Source organism: Cupriavidus sp. 01L45, from assembly GCF_056399885.1.
This window is the reverse complement of the sequence record NZ_JBFTSG010000033.1, coordinates 12,744-27,995: the sequence shown is the minus strand read 5'-3', so window position 1 is coordinate 27,995 and position 15,252 is coordinate 12,744. Positions and strand designations below refer to the sequence as shown.

Genomic DNA, 15,252 nt, shown 5'->3' with positions numbered 1-15,252 from the left:
ACGCGATGCCAGTTACTCCTTCCCCCGCCGGCGACGATCCGATGGTAGCGCTAGCACCCCCGCCCACGCCGCGGCGCCTGTTCATCGAATTTGCCCGCATGGGGCTCTCAGGCTTCGGCGGCGTGCTGCCGTTCGTGCGGCGCGCCGTGGTGGATCGCAACCGCTGGCTTGGCGACCGCGACTTCGTCGAGCTGCTCAGCCTCGGGCAGGTGCTGCCTGGCCCCAACGTGATCAACCTCGCGCTGATGCTGGGCCTGCGCTTTGCCGGGCTGCGCGGCGCGCTCGCGGCCTTCGCGGGGCTGGTGATGGTGCCAATGGTGGGCGTGCTGGCGCTGATGCTGCTGTACGAGCACTACCGCGACGTGGCGGCGGTGCAGCGCATGCTGACGGGCATGACGGCGGTGTCGGCGGGCCTGGTGCTGTCGACCGGCTTCAAGCTGGCGCAAAGCCAGCCGCGCACCGTGCGGGGGTTGATGATCGGCGGTGCGGCGTTTGTCGGCATCGGGCTGCTGCGCTGGCCGCTCGTGCCGGTGATGGCGGTGCTGGTGCCGATGGGCCTGGTGCTGGAGTGGCGCAGCGAGCAACTGGCGCGGCGCGCGCATGCGCCACTGGCGCCGACTGCGATCGACGCGCCCGGCATGCCGTCCAGCGATGATKGCATCGATGCCGTGCCGCCCGAGGCCAAGGAGCCGCGCCAATGAGCTCGCCCAACGTGCTTTCCARCCTGCTCACGCATTTTCTGATGCTGTCATTCCTTGCCATCGGCGGGGCCAGCACCACCATCCCCGACATGCATCGCTTCCTGGTGGAGTCGAACGCCTGGATGAGCGACGCGCAGTTCTCCGCCATGTACGCCATCTCGCAGGCCGCGCCTGGGCCGAACATCTTGTTCGTTGCCCTGTTCGGCTGGCAGGTGGCGGGTCTGGCCGGCGCCATCGTCGGCATGATTGGCATTTGCGGGCCGTCCAGCGTGATCGCGCTCGGTTTCGAGTATTTCGCCGGCCGCTCGCCGCAGGCGCGCTGGCCCGGCCTGATCCGGCGCGGCCTTGCCACGCTGACCATCGGCCTGCTGTTCTCCACCGGCTGGATTCTTGCCGCGAGCGTGGATCACCGCTGGACTGCGGTGGCGGTGACGGTGGTTACCATCGGGTTGATGTTGAAGACCAAGGTGCATCCGTTGGTGTTGGTGGGGGTGGGGGCTGGGGCGGGGGTATTGGGGTGGGTTTGAGGGGGTGGTTGTTGTTGGTTGTTGGGGGAAAGGGCCTCTCTGTGTAGGTGGTTGCTGTTCTTTTAGCGGCGATGGTTTTTGCACCCAAGTGCGTACGGCGTCCCCCGCAGGGGGATGTCGTACGCCCTTGGGTGCAAGATGCCAACGCCGCCTACATCAATCCCCCAACTATTCCACCCCCACAAACCCCCCAGTCTGATGCGCCCACAACCGCGCATAAAGCCCCCCACGCGCCAGCAACTCCGCATGCGTCCCGCTCTCGGCAATCCGCCCATCCTGCAGCACCACCAGCCGGTCCATGCGCGCGATGGTGGAGAGCCTGTGCGCGATGGCGATCACGGTCTTGCCCTGCATCAGCGTCTCCAGGTTCTCCTGGATGGCAGCTTCCACCTCGGAGTCCAGTGCCGAGGTGGCTTCGTCCAGGATCAGGATTGGGGCATTCTTCAGCAGCACGCGCGCCACCGCGATACGCTGGCGTTGCCCGCCCGATAGCTTCACGCCGCGCTCGCCCACCTGCGCATCCAGTCCCGTCGCCCCATGCGCATCGCGCAAACGCGGAATGAACTCGCCGGCATGCGCGTCGTCCGCTGCCGCAAGCAGTTCGGCCTCGCTGGCGCCGGGCCGGCCGTAGCGCAGGTTGTCGCGGATCGAGCGGTGCAGCAGCGACGTATCCTGCGTCACCATGCCGATCTGCGCGCGCAGGCTTTCCTGCGTGACGCCGGCGATGTCCTGGCCGTCGATCAGGATGCGTCCTCGCTCCACGTCGTACAGCCGCAGCAGCAGGTTGACCAGCGTCGACTTGCCGGCCCCGGACGGGCCGACCAGGCCGATCTTCTCGCCAGGGCGCACCACCAGATCGATGTTTTCGATCACGCCCGAGCCCTTGCCGTAGTGAAAGCCCACGCCTTCGAAGCGCACCTCTGCGCGCGTGACGCGCAGCGCCTGCGCGTCGCCGCGATCGCCGATCGTGCGTGGCACGGCGATGGTCTGCAGGCCATCCTGCACCTGGCCGATATTCTCGAAGATGCCGCTGATCACCCACATGATCCAGCCCGACATGCTGACGATGCGGATTACCAGTCCGGTCGACAGCGCAATCGCGCCGACGCTGACATGGCCCTGGCTCCAGAGCCACAGCGCCAGCCCGGTGGTGCCGGCGATCAGCAGGCCATTGAGCGAGGTCACCGTGAAATCCATGGCGCTGACCATGCGGCCGGACAGGCGCGCCTTGTCGGTCAGGTCGGCCATGGCTTCGCGCGCGTAGTCTTCTTCATGGCGCGTGTGGGCGAACAGCTTGAGTGTGGTGATATTGGTATAGCCGTCGACGATGCGCCCCATCAGCCGCGAGCGCGCGCCGGTGGCGGCTACCGAGCGCGCCTTCACGCGTGGCGTGAAGTACAGCATGGCGCTCACGTAGCAGCCGATCCACGCCACGAGCGGAATCATCAGGCGCCAGTCGGCTTGCGCGAACAGGTAGAGGGAGCTGGCCGCGTAGATCAACACATGCCAGATTGCATCCACGGCCTGCACCGCTGAATCGCGCAGCGAGAAGCCGGTCTGCATGATGCGCTGCGCGATGCGCCCGGCAAAGTCGTTCTGGAAAAACGACAGGCTCTGCTTGAGCACGTAGCGGTGGTTCTGCCAGCGCACCAGGTTGCCCAGGTTCGGGTTGATGACCTGGTGCACGAGGATGTCGTGCAGGCCGTTKAAGAACGGACGCAGCAGCAGCGCCACCACCGCCATCCACACCAGCTCGACACGGTGGCGCGCGAAGAAGTCGGCGGGCGGCGTTGCTTGCGCCAGGTCGACCAGGCGGCCGAGAAAGCCGAACAGCGAGACTTCGATCAGCGCGCCAGCCAGCCCCACGCCCAGCAGCAGCGCAAAGACCGGCCACACCTCCCGCAGGTAATAGGCGTAGAAGCGCCAGATCTGGCCGGGCGGCTGGGTGTCGGGGAGGGCGCGGAACGGGTCGATCAGCCGTTCGAGGAAACGCATCAGCATGGGAGTCCAGGGGTTCTGCGGCGGCCGCCTCGTCCGGGTCGCCGGCGTGCTCGCAAGGCCGTATCGATGCCATGGGCATGCGGCGGGTCAGGAGCATGATACCGCGCTTGCGTATCGCGGATTTCGTACCCGTGGCAGGGGGCGTCCATGTCGCGGTACTTGGCGGCGTGCTCGAAGCGGCAAGCACTCTCCGTCACCCTCGTCATTCAAGCACTTACAAAGGCACTTTTTCGTCATGTGTGGGGCGTACCTCCGGGAATACCCCAATTTTCCTCTACTTGTCTATACAACACTATACATACCTAGCATGGCTGAACAGAGCGGTTCGAGCCAGCCTTATTCACCAAGGAGTTCCCGTGAGCAATACCTCCCGCTTTCGCGATGTAGAGATCCGCGCCCCGCGCGGCAGCCAGCTGAATGCCAAGAGCTGGCAGACCGAAGCGCCGCTGCGCATGTTGATGAACAATCTCGACCCGGAAGTGGCGGAGAACCCCAAGGAGCTGGTGGTGTACGGCGGCATTGGCCGTGCCGCGCGCAACTGGGAGTGCTATGACAAGATCGTCGAGACGCTCAAGACGCTGAACGACGACGAGACCCTGCTGGTGCAGTCCGGCAAGCCGGTCGGCGTGTTCAAGACCCACAGCAATGCCCCGCGCGTATTGATCGCCAATTCCAACCTGGTGCCGCACTGGGCCACCTGGGAACACTTCAACGAACTGGATGCCAAGGGCCTGGCCATGTACGGTCAGATGACCGCGGGCAGCTGGATCTATATCGGCAGCCAGGGCATCGTCCAGGGCACCTACGAGACCTTCGTGGAAGCCGGCCGCCAGCACTACAACGGCAACCTCAAGGGCCGCTGGGTGCTGACCGCGGGCCTGGGCGGCATGGGCGGTGCGCAGCCGCTGGCCGCCACGCTGGCCGRCGCCTGCTCGCTGAACATCGAATGCCAGCAGGCCAGCATCGATTTCCGCCTGCGCACGCGCTATGTCGACGAACAGGCTACCGACCTCGATGACGCGCTGGCGCGCATCGCCAGGTACACCGCCGAAGGCCGCGCCGTTTCCATCGCGCTGTGCGCCAACGCCGCCGAAGTGCTGCCCGAACTGGTGCGCCGCGGCGTGCGCCCGGACATGGTCACCGACCAGACCAGCGCCCATGACCCGCTAAACGGCTACCTGCCGGTGGGCTGGACCTGGGGCCAGTACCGCGACCGCGCGCAGACCGACCCGGCAGCGGTGGTCAAGGCCGCCAAGCAATCGATGGCGCTGCACGTGCGGGCCATGCTGGACTTCCAGAAGATGGGCGTGCCCACCTTCGACTACGGCAACAACATCCGCCAGATGGCCAAGGAAGAGGGCGTGGCGAACGCCTTCGATTTCCCGGGTTTCGTGCCGGCCTACATCCGCCCGCTGTTCTGCCGCGGCATCGGCCCGTTCCGCTGGGCCGCGCTGTCGGGCGATCCGCAGGACATCTACAAGACCGATGCCAAGGTCAAGGAACTGATCCCGGACGATGCCCACCTGCACCGCTGGCTGGACATGGCGCGCGAGCGCATCAGCTTCCAGGGCCTGCCGGCGCGTATCTGCTGGGTCGGCCTGGGCCTGCGTGCCAAGCTTGGCCTGGCGTTCAACGAGATGGTGCGCAGTGGCGAACTGTCGGCGCCGGTAGTGATCGGCCGCGACCACCTCGATTCCGGCTCGGTGGCCAGCCCCAACCGTGAAACGGAAAGCATGAAGGATGGCTCCGACGCGGTGTCCGACTGGCCGCTGCTGAACGCGCTGCTCAATACCGCCAGCGGCGCGACCTGGGTCTCGCTGCATCACGGCGGCGGCGTGGGCATGGGCTTCTCGCAGCATTCGGGCGTGGTGATCGTGTGCGACGGCACCGACGAAGCCGCCGCCCGCATCGCGCGCGTGCTGCACAACGATCCCGCCACCGGCGTGATGCGCCATGCTGATGCCGGCTATGACATCGCCATCGACTGTGCTCGCGAGCAGGGCCTGAACCTGCCGATGCTCAACCACAAGAAGGAAGCCTGAACGTGAACGCGCTGAACCTGAAACCTGGTCAACTGAGCCTGGCGCAGCTGCGCCAGGCCTATCTGCAGCCGCTGCGCGTGAGCCTGGACAGCGAGGCCGCCGAGGCGATCGCCGCGAGCGTGGCCTGTGTCGAGAACATCGTTGCCGAAGGCCGGACCGCCTACGGCATCAATACCGGCTTCGGCTTGCTGGCGCAGACGCGCATCGCCCGCGAAGACCTGGAGAACCTGCAGCGCTCGCTGGTGCTGTCGCACGCCGCCGGCGTGGGCGAACCGCTCGACGACGCCATGGTGCGGCTGATCATGCTGCTCAAGATCAATAGCCTGGCGCGCGGCTTCTCCGGCATCCGCCGCAAGGTGATTGATGCGCTGATTGCCCTGGTCAATGCCGAAGTCTATCCGCATATCCCGCTCAAGGGCTCGGTGGGCGCCTCCGGCGACCTGGCGCCGCTGGCGCATATGTCCCTGGTGCTGCTGGGCGAAAGCCGCGCCCGCTACCAGGGCGAATGGCTGCCTGCGCGTCAGGCCCTGGCCCGCGCCGGCCTCGAGCCGCTGACCCTGGCCGCCAAGGAGGGCCTGGCCCTGCTCAACGGCACCCAGGTATCGACCGCCTACGCGCTGCGCGGCCTGTTCGAGGCCGAGGATCTGTTTGCCGCCGCCACGGTATGCGGCAGTCTCAGCGTAGAGGCCATGCTCGGCTCGCGCGCTCCCTTTGACGCGCGCATTCATGCGGTGCGCGGCCAGCGCGGCCAGATCGATGCGGCCGCCACCTATCGCGATCTGCTGACCGATACCAGCGAGCTGGCGCGTTCGCATGCGCAGTGCGACAAGGTGCAGGATCCCTACTCGTTGCGCTGCCAGCCGCAGGTGATGGGCGCTTGCCTGACGCAATTGCGGCAGGCCGCCGAGGTCCTGGAAGTGGAGGCCAACGCGGTCTCGGATAACCCCTTGGTGTTTGCCGCCGAAGGCGACGTGATCTCGGGCGGCAATTTCCACGCTGAACCGGTGGCGATGGCTGCCGATAACCTGGCACTGGCCATCGCCGAGATCGGCTCGCTGTCGGAGCGCCGCATTTCGCTGATGATGGACCGGCACATGTCGCAGCTGCCGCCTTTCCTGGTGGCCAACGGGGGCGTCAACTCGGGCTTCATGATTGCCCAGGTCACCGCTGCGGCGCTGGCCAGCGACAACAAGGCGCTGGCCCATCCGCACAGCGTCGACACCCTGCCTACCTCGGCCAACCAGGAGGACCACGTGTCGATGGCGCCGAATGCCGGCAAGCGCCTGTGGGCCATGGCCGAGAACGTGCGCGGCATCCTTGCCGTGGAGTGGCTGGGCGCCTGCCAGGGCCTGGACTTCCGCGAAGGCCTGAAGAGTTCGCCCAAGCTGGAGCAGGCACGCAGCCTGCTGCGCGCCGAGGTGGCCTACTACGAGAAGGACCGCTTCTTTGCGCCGGATATCGAGTCCGCGAGCAAGCTGCTGGCAGGCGGCATCCTGAATGCACTGCTGCCGGCGCGGCTGCTGCCCAGCCTCTGAGCCAGGGGCATGACGCCCGGGACGGCGCAGCGGCCGCGCAGAGGATTGCGTGGCAGGCTGCCGCCGGCACCCGGGCGCGACAGAACAACGATTCGGAGACAAAGAGATGCAAGAGCAGTCGCAAGGCCTGCAGCGTAGCCTCAGCGCCCGTCATATCCGCTTCATGGCGCTCGGGTCGGCCATCGGCACAGGACTCTTCTACGGCTCGGCCTCGGCCATCCAGGCCGCGGGACCGGCGGTGCTGCTGGCCTACCTGATCGGTGGCGCGGCGGTCTACATGGTGATGCGTGCGCTGGGGGAGATGGCCGTGCGCAACCCGGTGTCGGGTTCGTTCGGGCAGTACGCCAGCACTGGACTGGGACCGCTGGCGGGCTTCCTGCTTGGCTGGACCTACGCTTTCGAGATGATCATCGTTTGCCTGGCTGACGTGACTGCCTTCGGTATCTACATGGGCTTCTGGTTCCCGGACGTGCCGCGCTGGATCTGGGTGCTGGGCATCGTGTTCCTGATCGGCGGGCTCAACCTGCTCAGCGTCAAGGTGTTCGGCGAACTGGAGTTCTGGCTGTCGCTGCTCAAGGTCGGCGCCATCGCCGCGATGATCTGCGGCGGCGTTGCCATCATGCTGTTCGGCCTGGGCATGGCCGATGGCGGGGTCGCCACCGGCATTCACAATCTCTGGGAGCACGGGGGCTTCATGCCCAACGGTATCGGCGGCATCATCGCCTCGCTCGCCGTGGTGATGTTCGCCTTTGGCGGCATCGAGATCATCGGGATCACGGCCGGCGAGGCGCGCGATCCGGAGCGCGTGATTCCGCGTGCCATCAACGCGGTACCCCTGCGCATCCTGCTGTTCTATGTGCTGACGCTGGCGGTACTGATGTCTCTCTATCCATGGCATCGCATCGGCAGCGAGGGCAGCCCCTTTGTGCAGATCTTCAGCCGGCTGGGCATTGGCTCGGCCGCCGCGCTGCTGAATGTCGTGGTGATCTCCGCGGCGGTATCCGCCATCAACAGCGACATCTTCGGCGCCGGGCGCATGCTGTACGGCATGGCGGTGCAGCGGCAGGCGCCGCGCATTTTCGCGAGCGTATCGCGCAAGGGCGTGCCCTGGATGACGGTGGTGGTGATGGCCTTCGCCCTGCTGGCCGGCGTGGTGCTCAACTACGTGATGCCCGAGGACGTATTCACGTTGATCGCTTCCATCGCCACCTTTGCCACTGTCTGGGTGTGGCTGATGATCTTGCTGTCGCAGGTCGCCTTGCGCAGGCGCATGAGCCGCACCGAAGTGGCGGCGCTGAAATTCCCCGTGCCGTTCTGGCCGGTGGCGCCGCTCGCAGCCATTGCCTTCATGCTGTTCATCTTCGGCGTGCTTGGCTGGTTCCCGCAGACCCGCGTCGCGCTGCTGGTGGGCGCGGTGTGGCTGCTGCTGCTGGTGGTGGCATGGTGGTGCTGGGGACGGCCGCGCGGCGGGGCGGGCGTATCTGCGCCCTACCTGGCAGCGGACTGATACATGCACATGCGCTGACCAGGCCTCGGCAGGGTCAGCGTTGCCCGGCATCCGTCCAGCCGGATGCCAGGGCGAACGGCAGCGCACGCCAGCCCCGCGCGCTACCGCTGCGGCGCGAATCGTGCCGTCCCCCCCTGGGTTGCGCCCGTCGCCCGCTTGCGGGCGGCCAGGATTTTCTTGCTTCGGAGTTACCTAATGTCCATTGACAACACCATCCCCGGCATAGCGGCCCGGCATGCCGCCACGGCCCAGCCGCTGTCCAAGATCCAGGCCATCGCCGCCATCACCGTCGGCAATGGCCTGGAGTTCTACGACTTCGTGGTCTACAGCTTCTTCGCCACGCTGATTGGCCGCCTGTATTTCCCTGTTTCCGACCCCACCGGACAGTTGCTGCTGTCGTTTGCCACCTTCGGCGTTGGCTTCCTGATGCGCCCGCTGGGCGGCTTGCTGATCGGCATGTACGCCGACCGCGTCGGCCGCAAGCCGGCAGTGGCGCTGACGCTCTGGCTGATGGGCCTGAGCTCGGTGATTTTCGTGGTGACCCCGACCTATGCCCAGATCGGCATGCTCGCGCCGATCATGATCCTGCTCGCGCGGCTGGTGCAGGGCTTTGCCATCGGCGGCGAGATGGGCGCTTCCACGGCCCTGCTGCTGGAATATGCCGACAACCGCTCGCGTGGCTTCTATACCAGCTGGCAACCGTTCAGCCAGGGCCTGGCGGCGCTGTTCGGCGCGCTGGTCGGCCTGCTGCTCAGCAATGTGCTGGAGCAGCAAGCGCTGGAAGCCTGGGGCTGGCGCCTGGCATTCGTGATCGGCATCCTGGTGATTCCGGTAGGCCTGGTGATTCGCCGCCGCCTGGAAGAAACCGCGCCGGCCGCTGGCGAGTCGGAGCGCGGCTCCACCCTGCAGTTGCTGCGTGAACACGGCCGTGCGCTGGTGGCCTGCATCCTGCTGATGATCGGCGTGGCATCGTCGACCTATATCGTCGTGTACTACCTGAGCAACTACGCCGTCAGCCAGCTGCACATGCCGCTGTCGCTGGGCATCTGGGCCGCCTGCGTGGCCGCCGCCGTGCAAGTGGTGTTGTCGCCGTTCGCGGGCTGGCTGAGTGATCGCCTGGGCCGCCGTCCGGTGGTGCTGTGGTCGCGCGTGGCATTGCTGCTGATGATCTATCCCGCCTTTGTGCTGATCAACGCCGAGCCAAGCCTGACGCGTCTGCTGCTGGTGGTGGGCTGCCTCTCGGTGCCGATGTCGATGACCTCGCCGGCTTCGATGGTGCTGGTCAGCGAGGTGCTGCCGCAGCGCCTGCGCGCTACGGGCCTGTCGATTGCCTACTGCGTGGCGATCGCCATCTTCGGTGGCTTCGCGCAGTTCTTCTCGACCGAGCTGATCCATCTCACCGCCAATCCCAATGCGCCTGCGTTTTACGTGATTGGCTGCGGCCTGGTCTCGCTGATCGGCCTGGCGATGGTGCCGGAAACCCTGGGCCGCCGCCTGTCATGAGCGAACTGGATCCCGCGGCCGGCACCGTCTGGCGCGGCCGCACCGATAGCAACGAGACTGGCGATACCCGTCGCCTGTTCAATGTGGCGCGCACCGAAGGTTCCGCTCGCGAACCCGGCGCGCCGGTGCTGCTGGGCTTTTGCTGCGATGCCGGCGTGCTGCGCAACCAGGGCCGTCCCGGCGCCGCTGGCGGCCCGCGCGAAATCCGCCGCGCGCTGGCGGGCGTCCCTGCGCATGGCCTGGCTGCCTTCCACGATGCCGGCGACGTGGCCTGCAACGATGGCGATCTCGAAGCGGCGCAGCAGGCGTTGGCGCAAGCGGTCGCCGCGGAGTTGGGGCAGGGCGCATTCACGCTGGTGCTGGGCGGCGGCCACGAGATTGCCTGGGGCACCTGGCAGGGCCTGCGCGCGCATCTCGATGCCCGTGGCGACCAGGGCCGCGTGCTGGTGATCAATCTCGATGCGCACTTCGATTTGCGCACCGGCCGCCCCGGCAGTTCGGGCACGCCGTTCGACCAGATCGCGCAGGCGTGCCGGGAGCGTGGCCAGCGCTTCGAATACGCGTGCCTGGGCGTCAGCCGCCTCGGCAATACCGCCGCGCTGTTCGCGCATGCGGATGGGCTTGGCGTGCACTATGTCGAGGATGTGCAGATGCAGGAACGGCACCTCGACGCGCGGCTTGCCGAATTGCAGGCCTTGATGGACGAGGTCGACCATGTCTACCTCACCATCGACCTGGACGTGCTGCCGGCGGCGGTGATGCCGGCGGTGTCGGCGCCGGCAGCCTATGGCGTGCCGCTGCCGGTGGTGGAGGCGATCGTCATGCTGGTGCGCGCCAGCGGCAAGCTGCGCGTGGCGGACCTGGCGGAGTTCAATCCGCTCTACGATCGCGATGGCTGCGGGGCGCGTGCAGCGGCGCGGCTGGCCTACCGGCTGATGGCCTGAGCGTCGCAAACACGGCGCGCGCAGCTAGAGAAAAACCCGCCGGCAGTGGCGGGTTTTTTCTTCGAGTTTCAACGGCTGGCGTGCGGCGGCCAGCGCTCACGAGTGACCAGTTGCCGATTCGAGCCGTAAGCCGACGCTCGGTGGCTTGCTCTTGTACAATTGAATTGTACATTTCAAGTAAGGGGCAACGCTATGCAAACCATTCCATTCTCGGAGGCACGAGCGCATCTCGCTGATGTGCTTCGGGACGCGGAAAGTGGGCAGGAACCGCTCCTGATCTCCCGGCGCGGTCAGCCGGCTGCCGTTTTGATGTCGTGGTCGCAATACCGGCTGCTTGTCGGTTCCCCGTCTGGATTCTTTGGGCGTTTGAGCGAATGGCGCAGCGAGCACGTGCAAACGGAAGACGAGGCAGACCCATTCGAGCATGTGCGTCAACCCGGCGACGGGCGTGATTTCACATGGTGAGCGCCGTGAGTTGGCTGCTGGACACCAACATTGTCTCGGAGACAATGCGGCCAAGGCCGGATGCAGGGGTAATGGCGAATCTGGCCCGATTCGATGGCGAACTGGCTATTCCGGCGACGGTTTGGCATGAACTACGTTATGGCTGGCTGCGTATGCCGGATGGCCAGCGCAAGGACGCAGTTGGCCGTTTCGTGCAGGCAGTGGCGGGCAGCTTGCCGGTCTTGCCCTATGACAGCGCCGCGGCACGGATCCATGCCGAGCTACGCAATTCGCGGGAGCGGGCTGGGCTGAGCCTGCCCTTTGTGGACGGACAGATCGCATCCGTCGCGATGGCGCACGGCCTGACGCTGGTGACGCGCAATACCAGGGATTTTGCCGGGCTGGCGGGCTTGCGGCTGGCCAACTGGTTCGGGGGCTGAGCGCGGCTTCCGGCACCCGGCTCCCGTTTCTCCTTCGGTCTGGCCCCGCCCATGCACGGGCGGGGCCTCTTTCATGGCCGCTGGTTTGCCCACTCAGTGAATCACCATCTGCGTGAACGGGTGCACGTACGCCTGCAGCGTGATGAACAGTCCGACCAAAACCGCCAGCGCTACCGAGTGGAAGAACACATAGCGCAGGATGTCGCCCTCGTGGCCATACCACTTGGTGGCGGTCGATGCCACCACGATGGACTGCGCGTCGATCATCTTGCCCATCACGCCGCCGGAGCTGTTGGCCGATGCCATCAGGATCGGCGACAGCCCGAGTTGCTCGGCCGTGGTCTTTTGCAAGCCGCCAAACAGCACGTTGGAGGCGGTGTCGGAACCGGTCAGCGCCACGCCCAGCCAGCCCAGCATGGTGCCGAACAGCGGGTAGAACACGCCGGTGTGGGCAAACGCCAGTCCCATGGTGGCGTCCAGGCCCGAGTAGCGGGTCAGGTAGCCAATGCCGAACATGGCGCAGATGGTCAGCAGCGAATATTTCACCAGCTTGATGGTTTCCCAGTATTCCCTGACGAGGCGCGGTACCGAGTAACCCATCAGCAAGCCGCCCAGCAAGGCCGAGGCCAGGATGCCGGTGCCCGCCATCGACAGCACGTTGAAGTTGAACACCGCGCCTTCGGCGATGGCCTTGGGCACCACCGGCGGCACCTTGAGCACGGCCTTGTCGAGTCCGGGAATCGGAAACTTGAATTGCCACAGGCCATCCATCAGCTTCTTGAATTCCGGAATGCCCCAGACGAAGACGAAGACCGTCAGGATCACCCACGGCATCCAGGCCTTGACCACCGAGATGCTGGCGGAGGCGGCGCTGGCGCGTGCTTCGGCGGCCACGGCCGCAGGGTCGTCGACCTTGGAGTCATCGTGGCGGCCCAGGATCTTGGTGGAGGTCCAGATTTCCTTGGGCTTCCACACTTTCAGGAACAGCGTGAGGCAGCCCATCGAGACCAGCGCGGCGATCACGTCGACCAGCCAGGGGCCGTGGTAGTTGGAGACCAGGAACTGCGGCACGGCGAAGGTCACGCCGGCGACCAGGATTGCTGGCCAGATCGCCAGCATGCCGCGGAAGCCCGCGAACGCCCAGATCAGCCAGAACGGCACCAGCACCGAGAAGAACGGCAACTGGCGGCCGACCATGGCCGAGAGGTGCAGCAGGTCGAGGCCGGTGACCGAGGCCAGCCCGATCAGCGGTGCGCCCAGCGCGCCGTATGCCACCGGCGCGGTATTGGCGATCAGCGCCAGGCCGGAGGCGGCCAGCGGCGAAAAGCCAAGCCCGATCAGGATCGCACCCGTGACCGCCACCGGCGTACCGAAGCCGGCCGCGCCCTCGAAGAAGGCGCCGAAGCTGAACGCCACCAGCAGCAGTTGCAGGCGGCGGTCTTCGGTGATGCCCGAGATCGAGTTCTGCAGCACCTTGAAGGAGCCGTTCAGGGTGGTCAGCCGGTGCAGGAAGATGATGTTCAGCACGATCCAGCCGATCGGGAACAGTCCCGACACGATGCCCAGGCCGGCGGCCTTGCCCGCCATCTCGGCAGGCATGCCGAATACGGCGGCAGCGATGACCACGCCCACCACCAGCGCCAGGCCGGCGGCCAAGTGGGCCTGCATATGGAAGAATGCCAGCGAAGCCAGCAGTACGGCGACAGGAATGCCGGCAGCTAGCGTTGATAACGCCATGCTGCCTAGCGGGTCATAGACTTGACTCCACACGATGAATCTCCTCGGGTTGGGCGGCAGGTTCTTTTCTGATTGCACCGGCCTGCCGTTTTGGCTCTTGTTCCGACGTGCCATGCCAGCCACGCGTCCGACAGACTTCGCGATTTTAAGGATGGGTTCCCGCCACGACGCCCTAAATTGAATCACCATCGTCGTGAGCCGGATTCAGGGATCAGGGTTTGCCTGGGGGCAGGCTGGTGCACTCTCTGTGCCATTGGCAGAGTACTCCAAACCACTCGATACGCAAATGTATGCTGGCCAGGCCCGTGGTGGCAGAATGCACTGGTTGTCTTTCGTGCCCTGGCGCTCGCGGAGGCTGGGCGGACCGGCATGACAGGGCGGCGTTCGAACTTGCGGGGGAGTCTCGTCATGCATCACATCATTCCCGGCGGTCCCATGCTGGCCGCTTTCCTGTTGTCCAGCCTGTTGCTCGCGGTGACGCCGGGGCCCGCCGTGATCTACATCGTGGCGCGCACCCTTGGGCAGGGCCGGCTTGCCGGCCTGGCTTCGGTGGTGGCAGTAGTGCTGGGCAATCTGGTCAATGTACTGGCGGCCGCGCTGGGGCTGGCGGCGCTGTTCGCGGTGTCGGCGCTGGCTTTTGCCGTGATCAAGTATGCAGGCGCTGCCTACCTCGTGTATCTCGGGCTGCGCGCACTGCGTGCGCGTCCGGCGGCCGCCGGCGAAGCAGGGCCGGAAGCCGGAGGCGCCGGCCTGCGGCGCGTGTTTCGCGATGGCTTCGTCGTGGCCTTGTTCAACCCCAAGACCACCTTGTTCTTCGCAGCCTTCCTGCCGCAATTCATGGATCCGGCCATCTCGGCGCTGCCACAGAGCATTGCCCTTGGCGGCATCTTCGTGCTGGTCGCCTCCATCACCGATTGCTGCTATGTGCTGGCTGCGGCGGCCGTGTTGCCGTATCTGTCCCGTGCAAGAGGCGTGCAGTCCGCAGGCCGTTACCTGACCGCCGGCGCATTGATCGGTCTGGGCGTGCTCGCGGCAGTGTCGGGCGGACGCAACAGCAAGTAGCCGCCGGCAGGTACGTTGGCCGTTGAGGCGGGGAGGATGGGCGGGCTGCGTTTCAGGTGAGCGGCAGCGCCAGGATCCCCGTGGCGGCCGGCCGGGCGCGCATCGCGGCAAGCCAGCGTTCGAGATGCGCACGGGGCTGGTGCGTCACCGGCAGGCCCAGCCAGCGGTGCGCGGCGCAGGCCAGCGGGATGTCGGCCATGGTGAAGCGGTCGCCGCAGATGAACTCGCGCTGGGCCAGGGCTTCGTCGAGCCGGGCCGCCAGCGGTTCGGTGCGTTCCAGGGAGCGGGCGATCAGGTCGGGGTCGCGCTGTCCGGCGGGCACCCGTACCAGCTGGCGAAACGCGTCGACCATGGCGGGACTGAAGGCGTTGGTCTGCCAGTCCATCCAGCGGTCAGCCAGCGCGCGCGCCTTGACGTTGCCGGGCCACAGAGTGTCCTCGCCATCATGCGCGCAAAGATAGCGCACGATGGCGTTGGACTCCCACAGCACAAAAGGCTCGCCGCCGACGTCGGTGCCGCGGAAATCCTCGATCACCGGAATGCTGCGGTCGGGGTTGAGCCGGACATAGGCTTCGGTATCGAGGTCGCCCTCGCTGACGCCGATGTCGATGCGTTCGTGGTCCAGGTGCAGCTCGCGCGCGCACCAGACAACTTTCTGCACATTGATCGATGAGAGCCGACCCCAGATACGCAGCACGACAATCTTCTCCTGATGGCTTGGGCCGCTCCATGCGCTATGTGGCGCAGGGCCCGGGCTGACGGGTGATGTTGTTATCTTGCCATGAAGCCCGCCGCCGAGGAATCAGCCG

The 15,252-nt window shown here is 66.3% G+C and carries 12 protein-coding genes and 1 pseudogene; 10 read left to right on the top strand and 3 right to left on the bottom strand.

Annotation, left to right across the window (positions count from 1 at the left end; genetic code table 11):
• Positions 1 to 5: 5 nt before the first annotated feature.
• Positions 6 to 578 (top strand): annotated as a pseudogene (locus AC1DT6_RS22195) (chromate transporter); the annotation flags it as partial.
• Between the two features lie 119 nt (positions 579 to 697).
• Entirely contained in the window at positions 698 to 1,228 is a 531-nt protein-coding gene (locus AC1DT6_RS22190; RefSeq protein ID WP_477114897.1) for a chromate transporter, read from the top strand.
• A gap of 168 nt (positions 1,229 to 1,396) precedes the next feature.
• On the opposite strand, the gene AC1DT6_RS22185 is transcribed toward AC1DT6_RS22190, so the two are convergent.
• Positions 1,397 to 3,229, bottom strand: a complete 1,833-nt coding sequence (locus tag AC1DT6_RS22185; protein WP_477114896.1) for an ABC transporter ATP-binding protein — start codon at positions 3,227 to 3,229, stop codon at positions 1,397 to 1,399.
• Positions 3,230 to 3,585: 356 nt separating this feature from the next.
• Between AC1DT6_RS22185 and hutU the strand changes: the two genes are divergently transcribed.
• From hutU to AC1DT6_RS22150, 7 genes are all read left to right on the top strand, one after another.
• The gene (hutU, locus tag AC1DT6_RS22180) at positions 3,586 to 5,271 is read left to right on the top strand and encodes a urocanate hydratase (RefSeq protein ID WP_477114895.1); all 1,686 of its coding nucleotides are present in this window, start codon (positions 3,586 to 3,588) and stop codon (positions 5,269 to 5,271) included.
• A gap of 2 nt (positions 5,272 to 5,273) precedes the next feature.
• Positions 5,274 to 6,806, top strand: a complete 1,533-nt coding sequence (hutH, locus tag AC1DT6_RS22175; RefSeq protein WP_477114894.1) for a histidine ammonia-lyase — start codon at positions 5,274 to 5,276, stop codon at positions 6,804 to 6,806.
• A 106-nt stretch (positions 6,807 to 6,912) separates the two neighbouring features.
• A complete protein-coding gene (locus AC1DT6_RS22170; RefSeq protein ID WP_477111511.1) occupies positions 6,913 to 8,313 on the top strand; it encodes an amino acid permease in 1,401 nt (466 codons plus the stop codon).
• Positions 8,314 to 8,508: 195 nt separating this feature from the next.
• Positions 8,509 to 9,816 (top strand): MFS transporter, encoded by a 1,308-nt coding sequence (locus AC1DT6_RS22165; RefSeq protein WP_441626826.1) that lies wholly within the window; start codon positions 8,509 to 8,511, stop codon positions 9,814 to 9,816.
• Entirely contained in the window at positions 9,813 to 10,760 is a 948-nt protein-coding gene (gene hutG / locus AC1DT6_RS22160) for a formimidoylglutamase (protein WP_441626824.1), read from the top strand. The genes AC1DT6_RS22165 and hutG overlap by 4 nt, the downstream gene beginning before the upstream one ends.
• Positions 10,761 to 10,952: 192 nt before the next feature.
• Positions 10,953 to 11,225: a type II toxin-antitoxin system Phd/YefM family antitoxin gene (locus AC1DT6_RS22155; RefSeq protein WP_441626822.1), complete on the top strand. Its 273-nt coding sequence runs from the start codon at positions 10,953 to 10,955 to the stop codon at positions 11,223 to 11,225.
• A complete protein-coding gene (locus AC1DT6_RS22150) occupies positions 11,219 to 11,644 on the top strand; it encodes a type II toxin-antitoxin system VapC family toxin (RefSeq protein ID WP_441626820.1) in 426 nt (141 codons plus the stop codon). Before AC1DT6_RS22155 ends, AC1DT6_RS22150 begins: the two co-directional genes overlap by 7 nt.
• Before the next feature lie 93 nt (positions 11,645 to 11,737).
• Here AC1DT6_RS22150 and AC1DT6_RS22145 read toward each other — a convergent pair whose 3' ends face one another.
• Positions 11,738 to 13,414 carry an L-lactate permease gene (locus AC1DT6_RS22145; protein WP_477104279.1) on the bottom strand — a complete coding sequence of 559 codons (1,677 nt, stop codon included), beginning with the start codon at positions 13,412 to 13,414 and terminating at the stop codon, positions 11,738 to 11,740.
• Positions 13,415 to 13,789: 375 nt separating this feature from the next.
• Between AC1DT6_RS22145 and AC1DT6_RS22140 the strand changes: the two genes are divergently transcribed.
• A complete protein-coding gene (locus AC1DT6_RS22140) occupies positions 13,790 to 14,443 on the top strand; it encodes a LysE family translocator (RefSeq protein WP_477104278.1) in 654 nt (217 codons plus the stop codon).
• A gap of 52 nt (positions 14,444 to 14,495) precedes the next feature.
• Here the strand turns inward: AC1DT6_RS22140 and AC1DT6_RS22135 are convergent, their stop codons facing one another.
• Positions 14,496 to 15,140 (bottom strand): glutathione S-transferase family protein, encoded by a 645-nt coding sequence (locus AC1DT6_RS22135; protein ID WP_441626814.1) that lies wholly within the window; start codon positions 15,138 to 15,140, stop codon positions 14,496 to 14,498.
• Between the last annotated feature and the right edge of the window lie 112 nt (positions 15,141 to 15,252).

Coding starts and splice junctions, on each gene's coding strand:
- AC1DT6_RS22170 (WP_477111511.1), top strand. CDS start 6,913: ATGCAAGAGCAGTCGCAAGGCCTGCAGCGTAGCCTCAGCGCCCGTCAT.
- AC1DT6_RS22165 (WP_441626826.1), top strand. CDS start 8,509: ATGTCCATTGACAACACCATCCCCGGCATAGCGGCCCGGCATGCCGCC.
- hutG (WP_441626824.1), top strand. CDS start 9,813: ATGAGCGAACTGGATCCCGCGGCCGGCACCGTCTGGCGCGGCCGCACC.
- AC1DT6_RS22155 (WP_441626822.1), top strand. CDS start 10,953: ATGCAAACCATTCCATTCTCGGAGGCACGAGCGCATCTCGCTGATGTG.
- AC1DT6_RS22150 (WP_441626820.1), top strand. CDS start 11,219: ATGGTGAGCGCCGTGAGTTGGCTGCTGGACACCAACATTGTCTCGGAG.
- AC1DT6_RS22140 (WP_477104278.1), top strand. CDS start 13,790: ATGCATCACATCATTCCCGGCGGTCCCATGCTGGCCGCTTTCCTGTTG.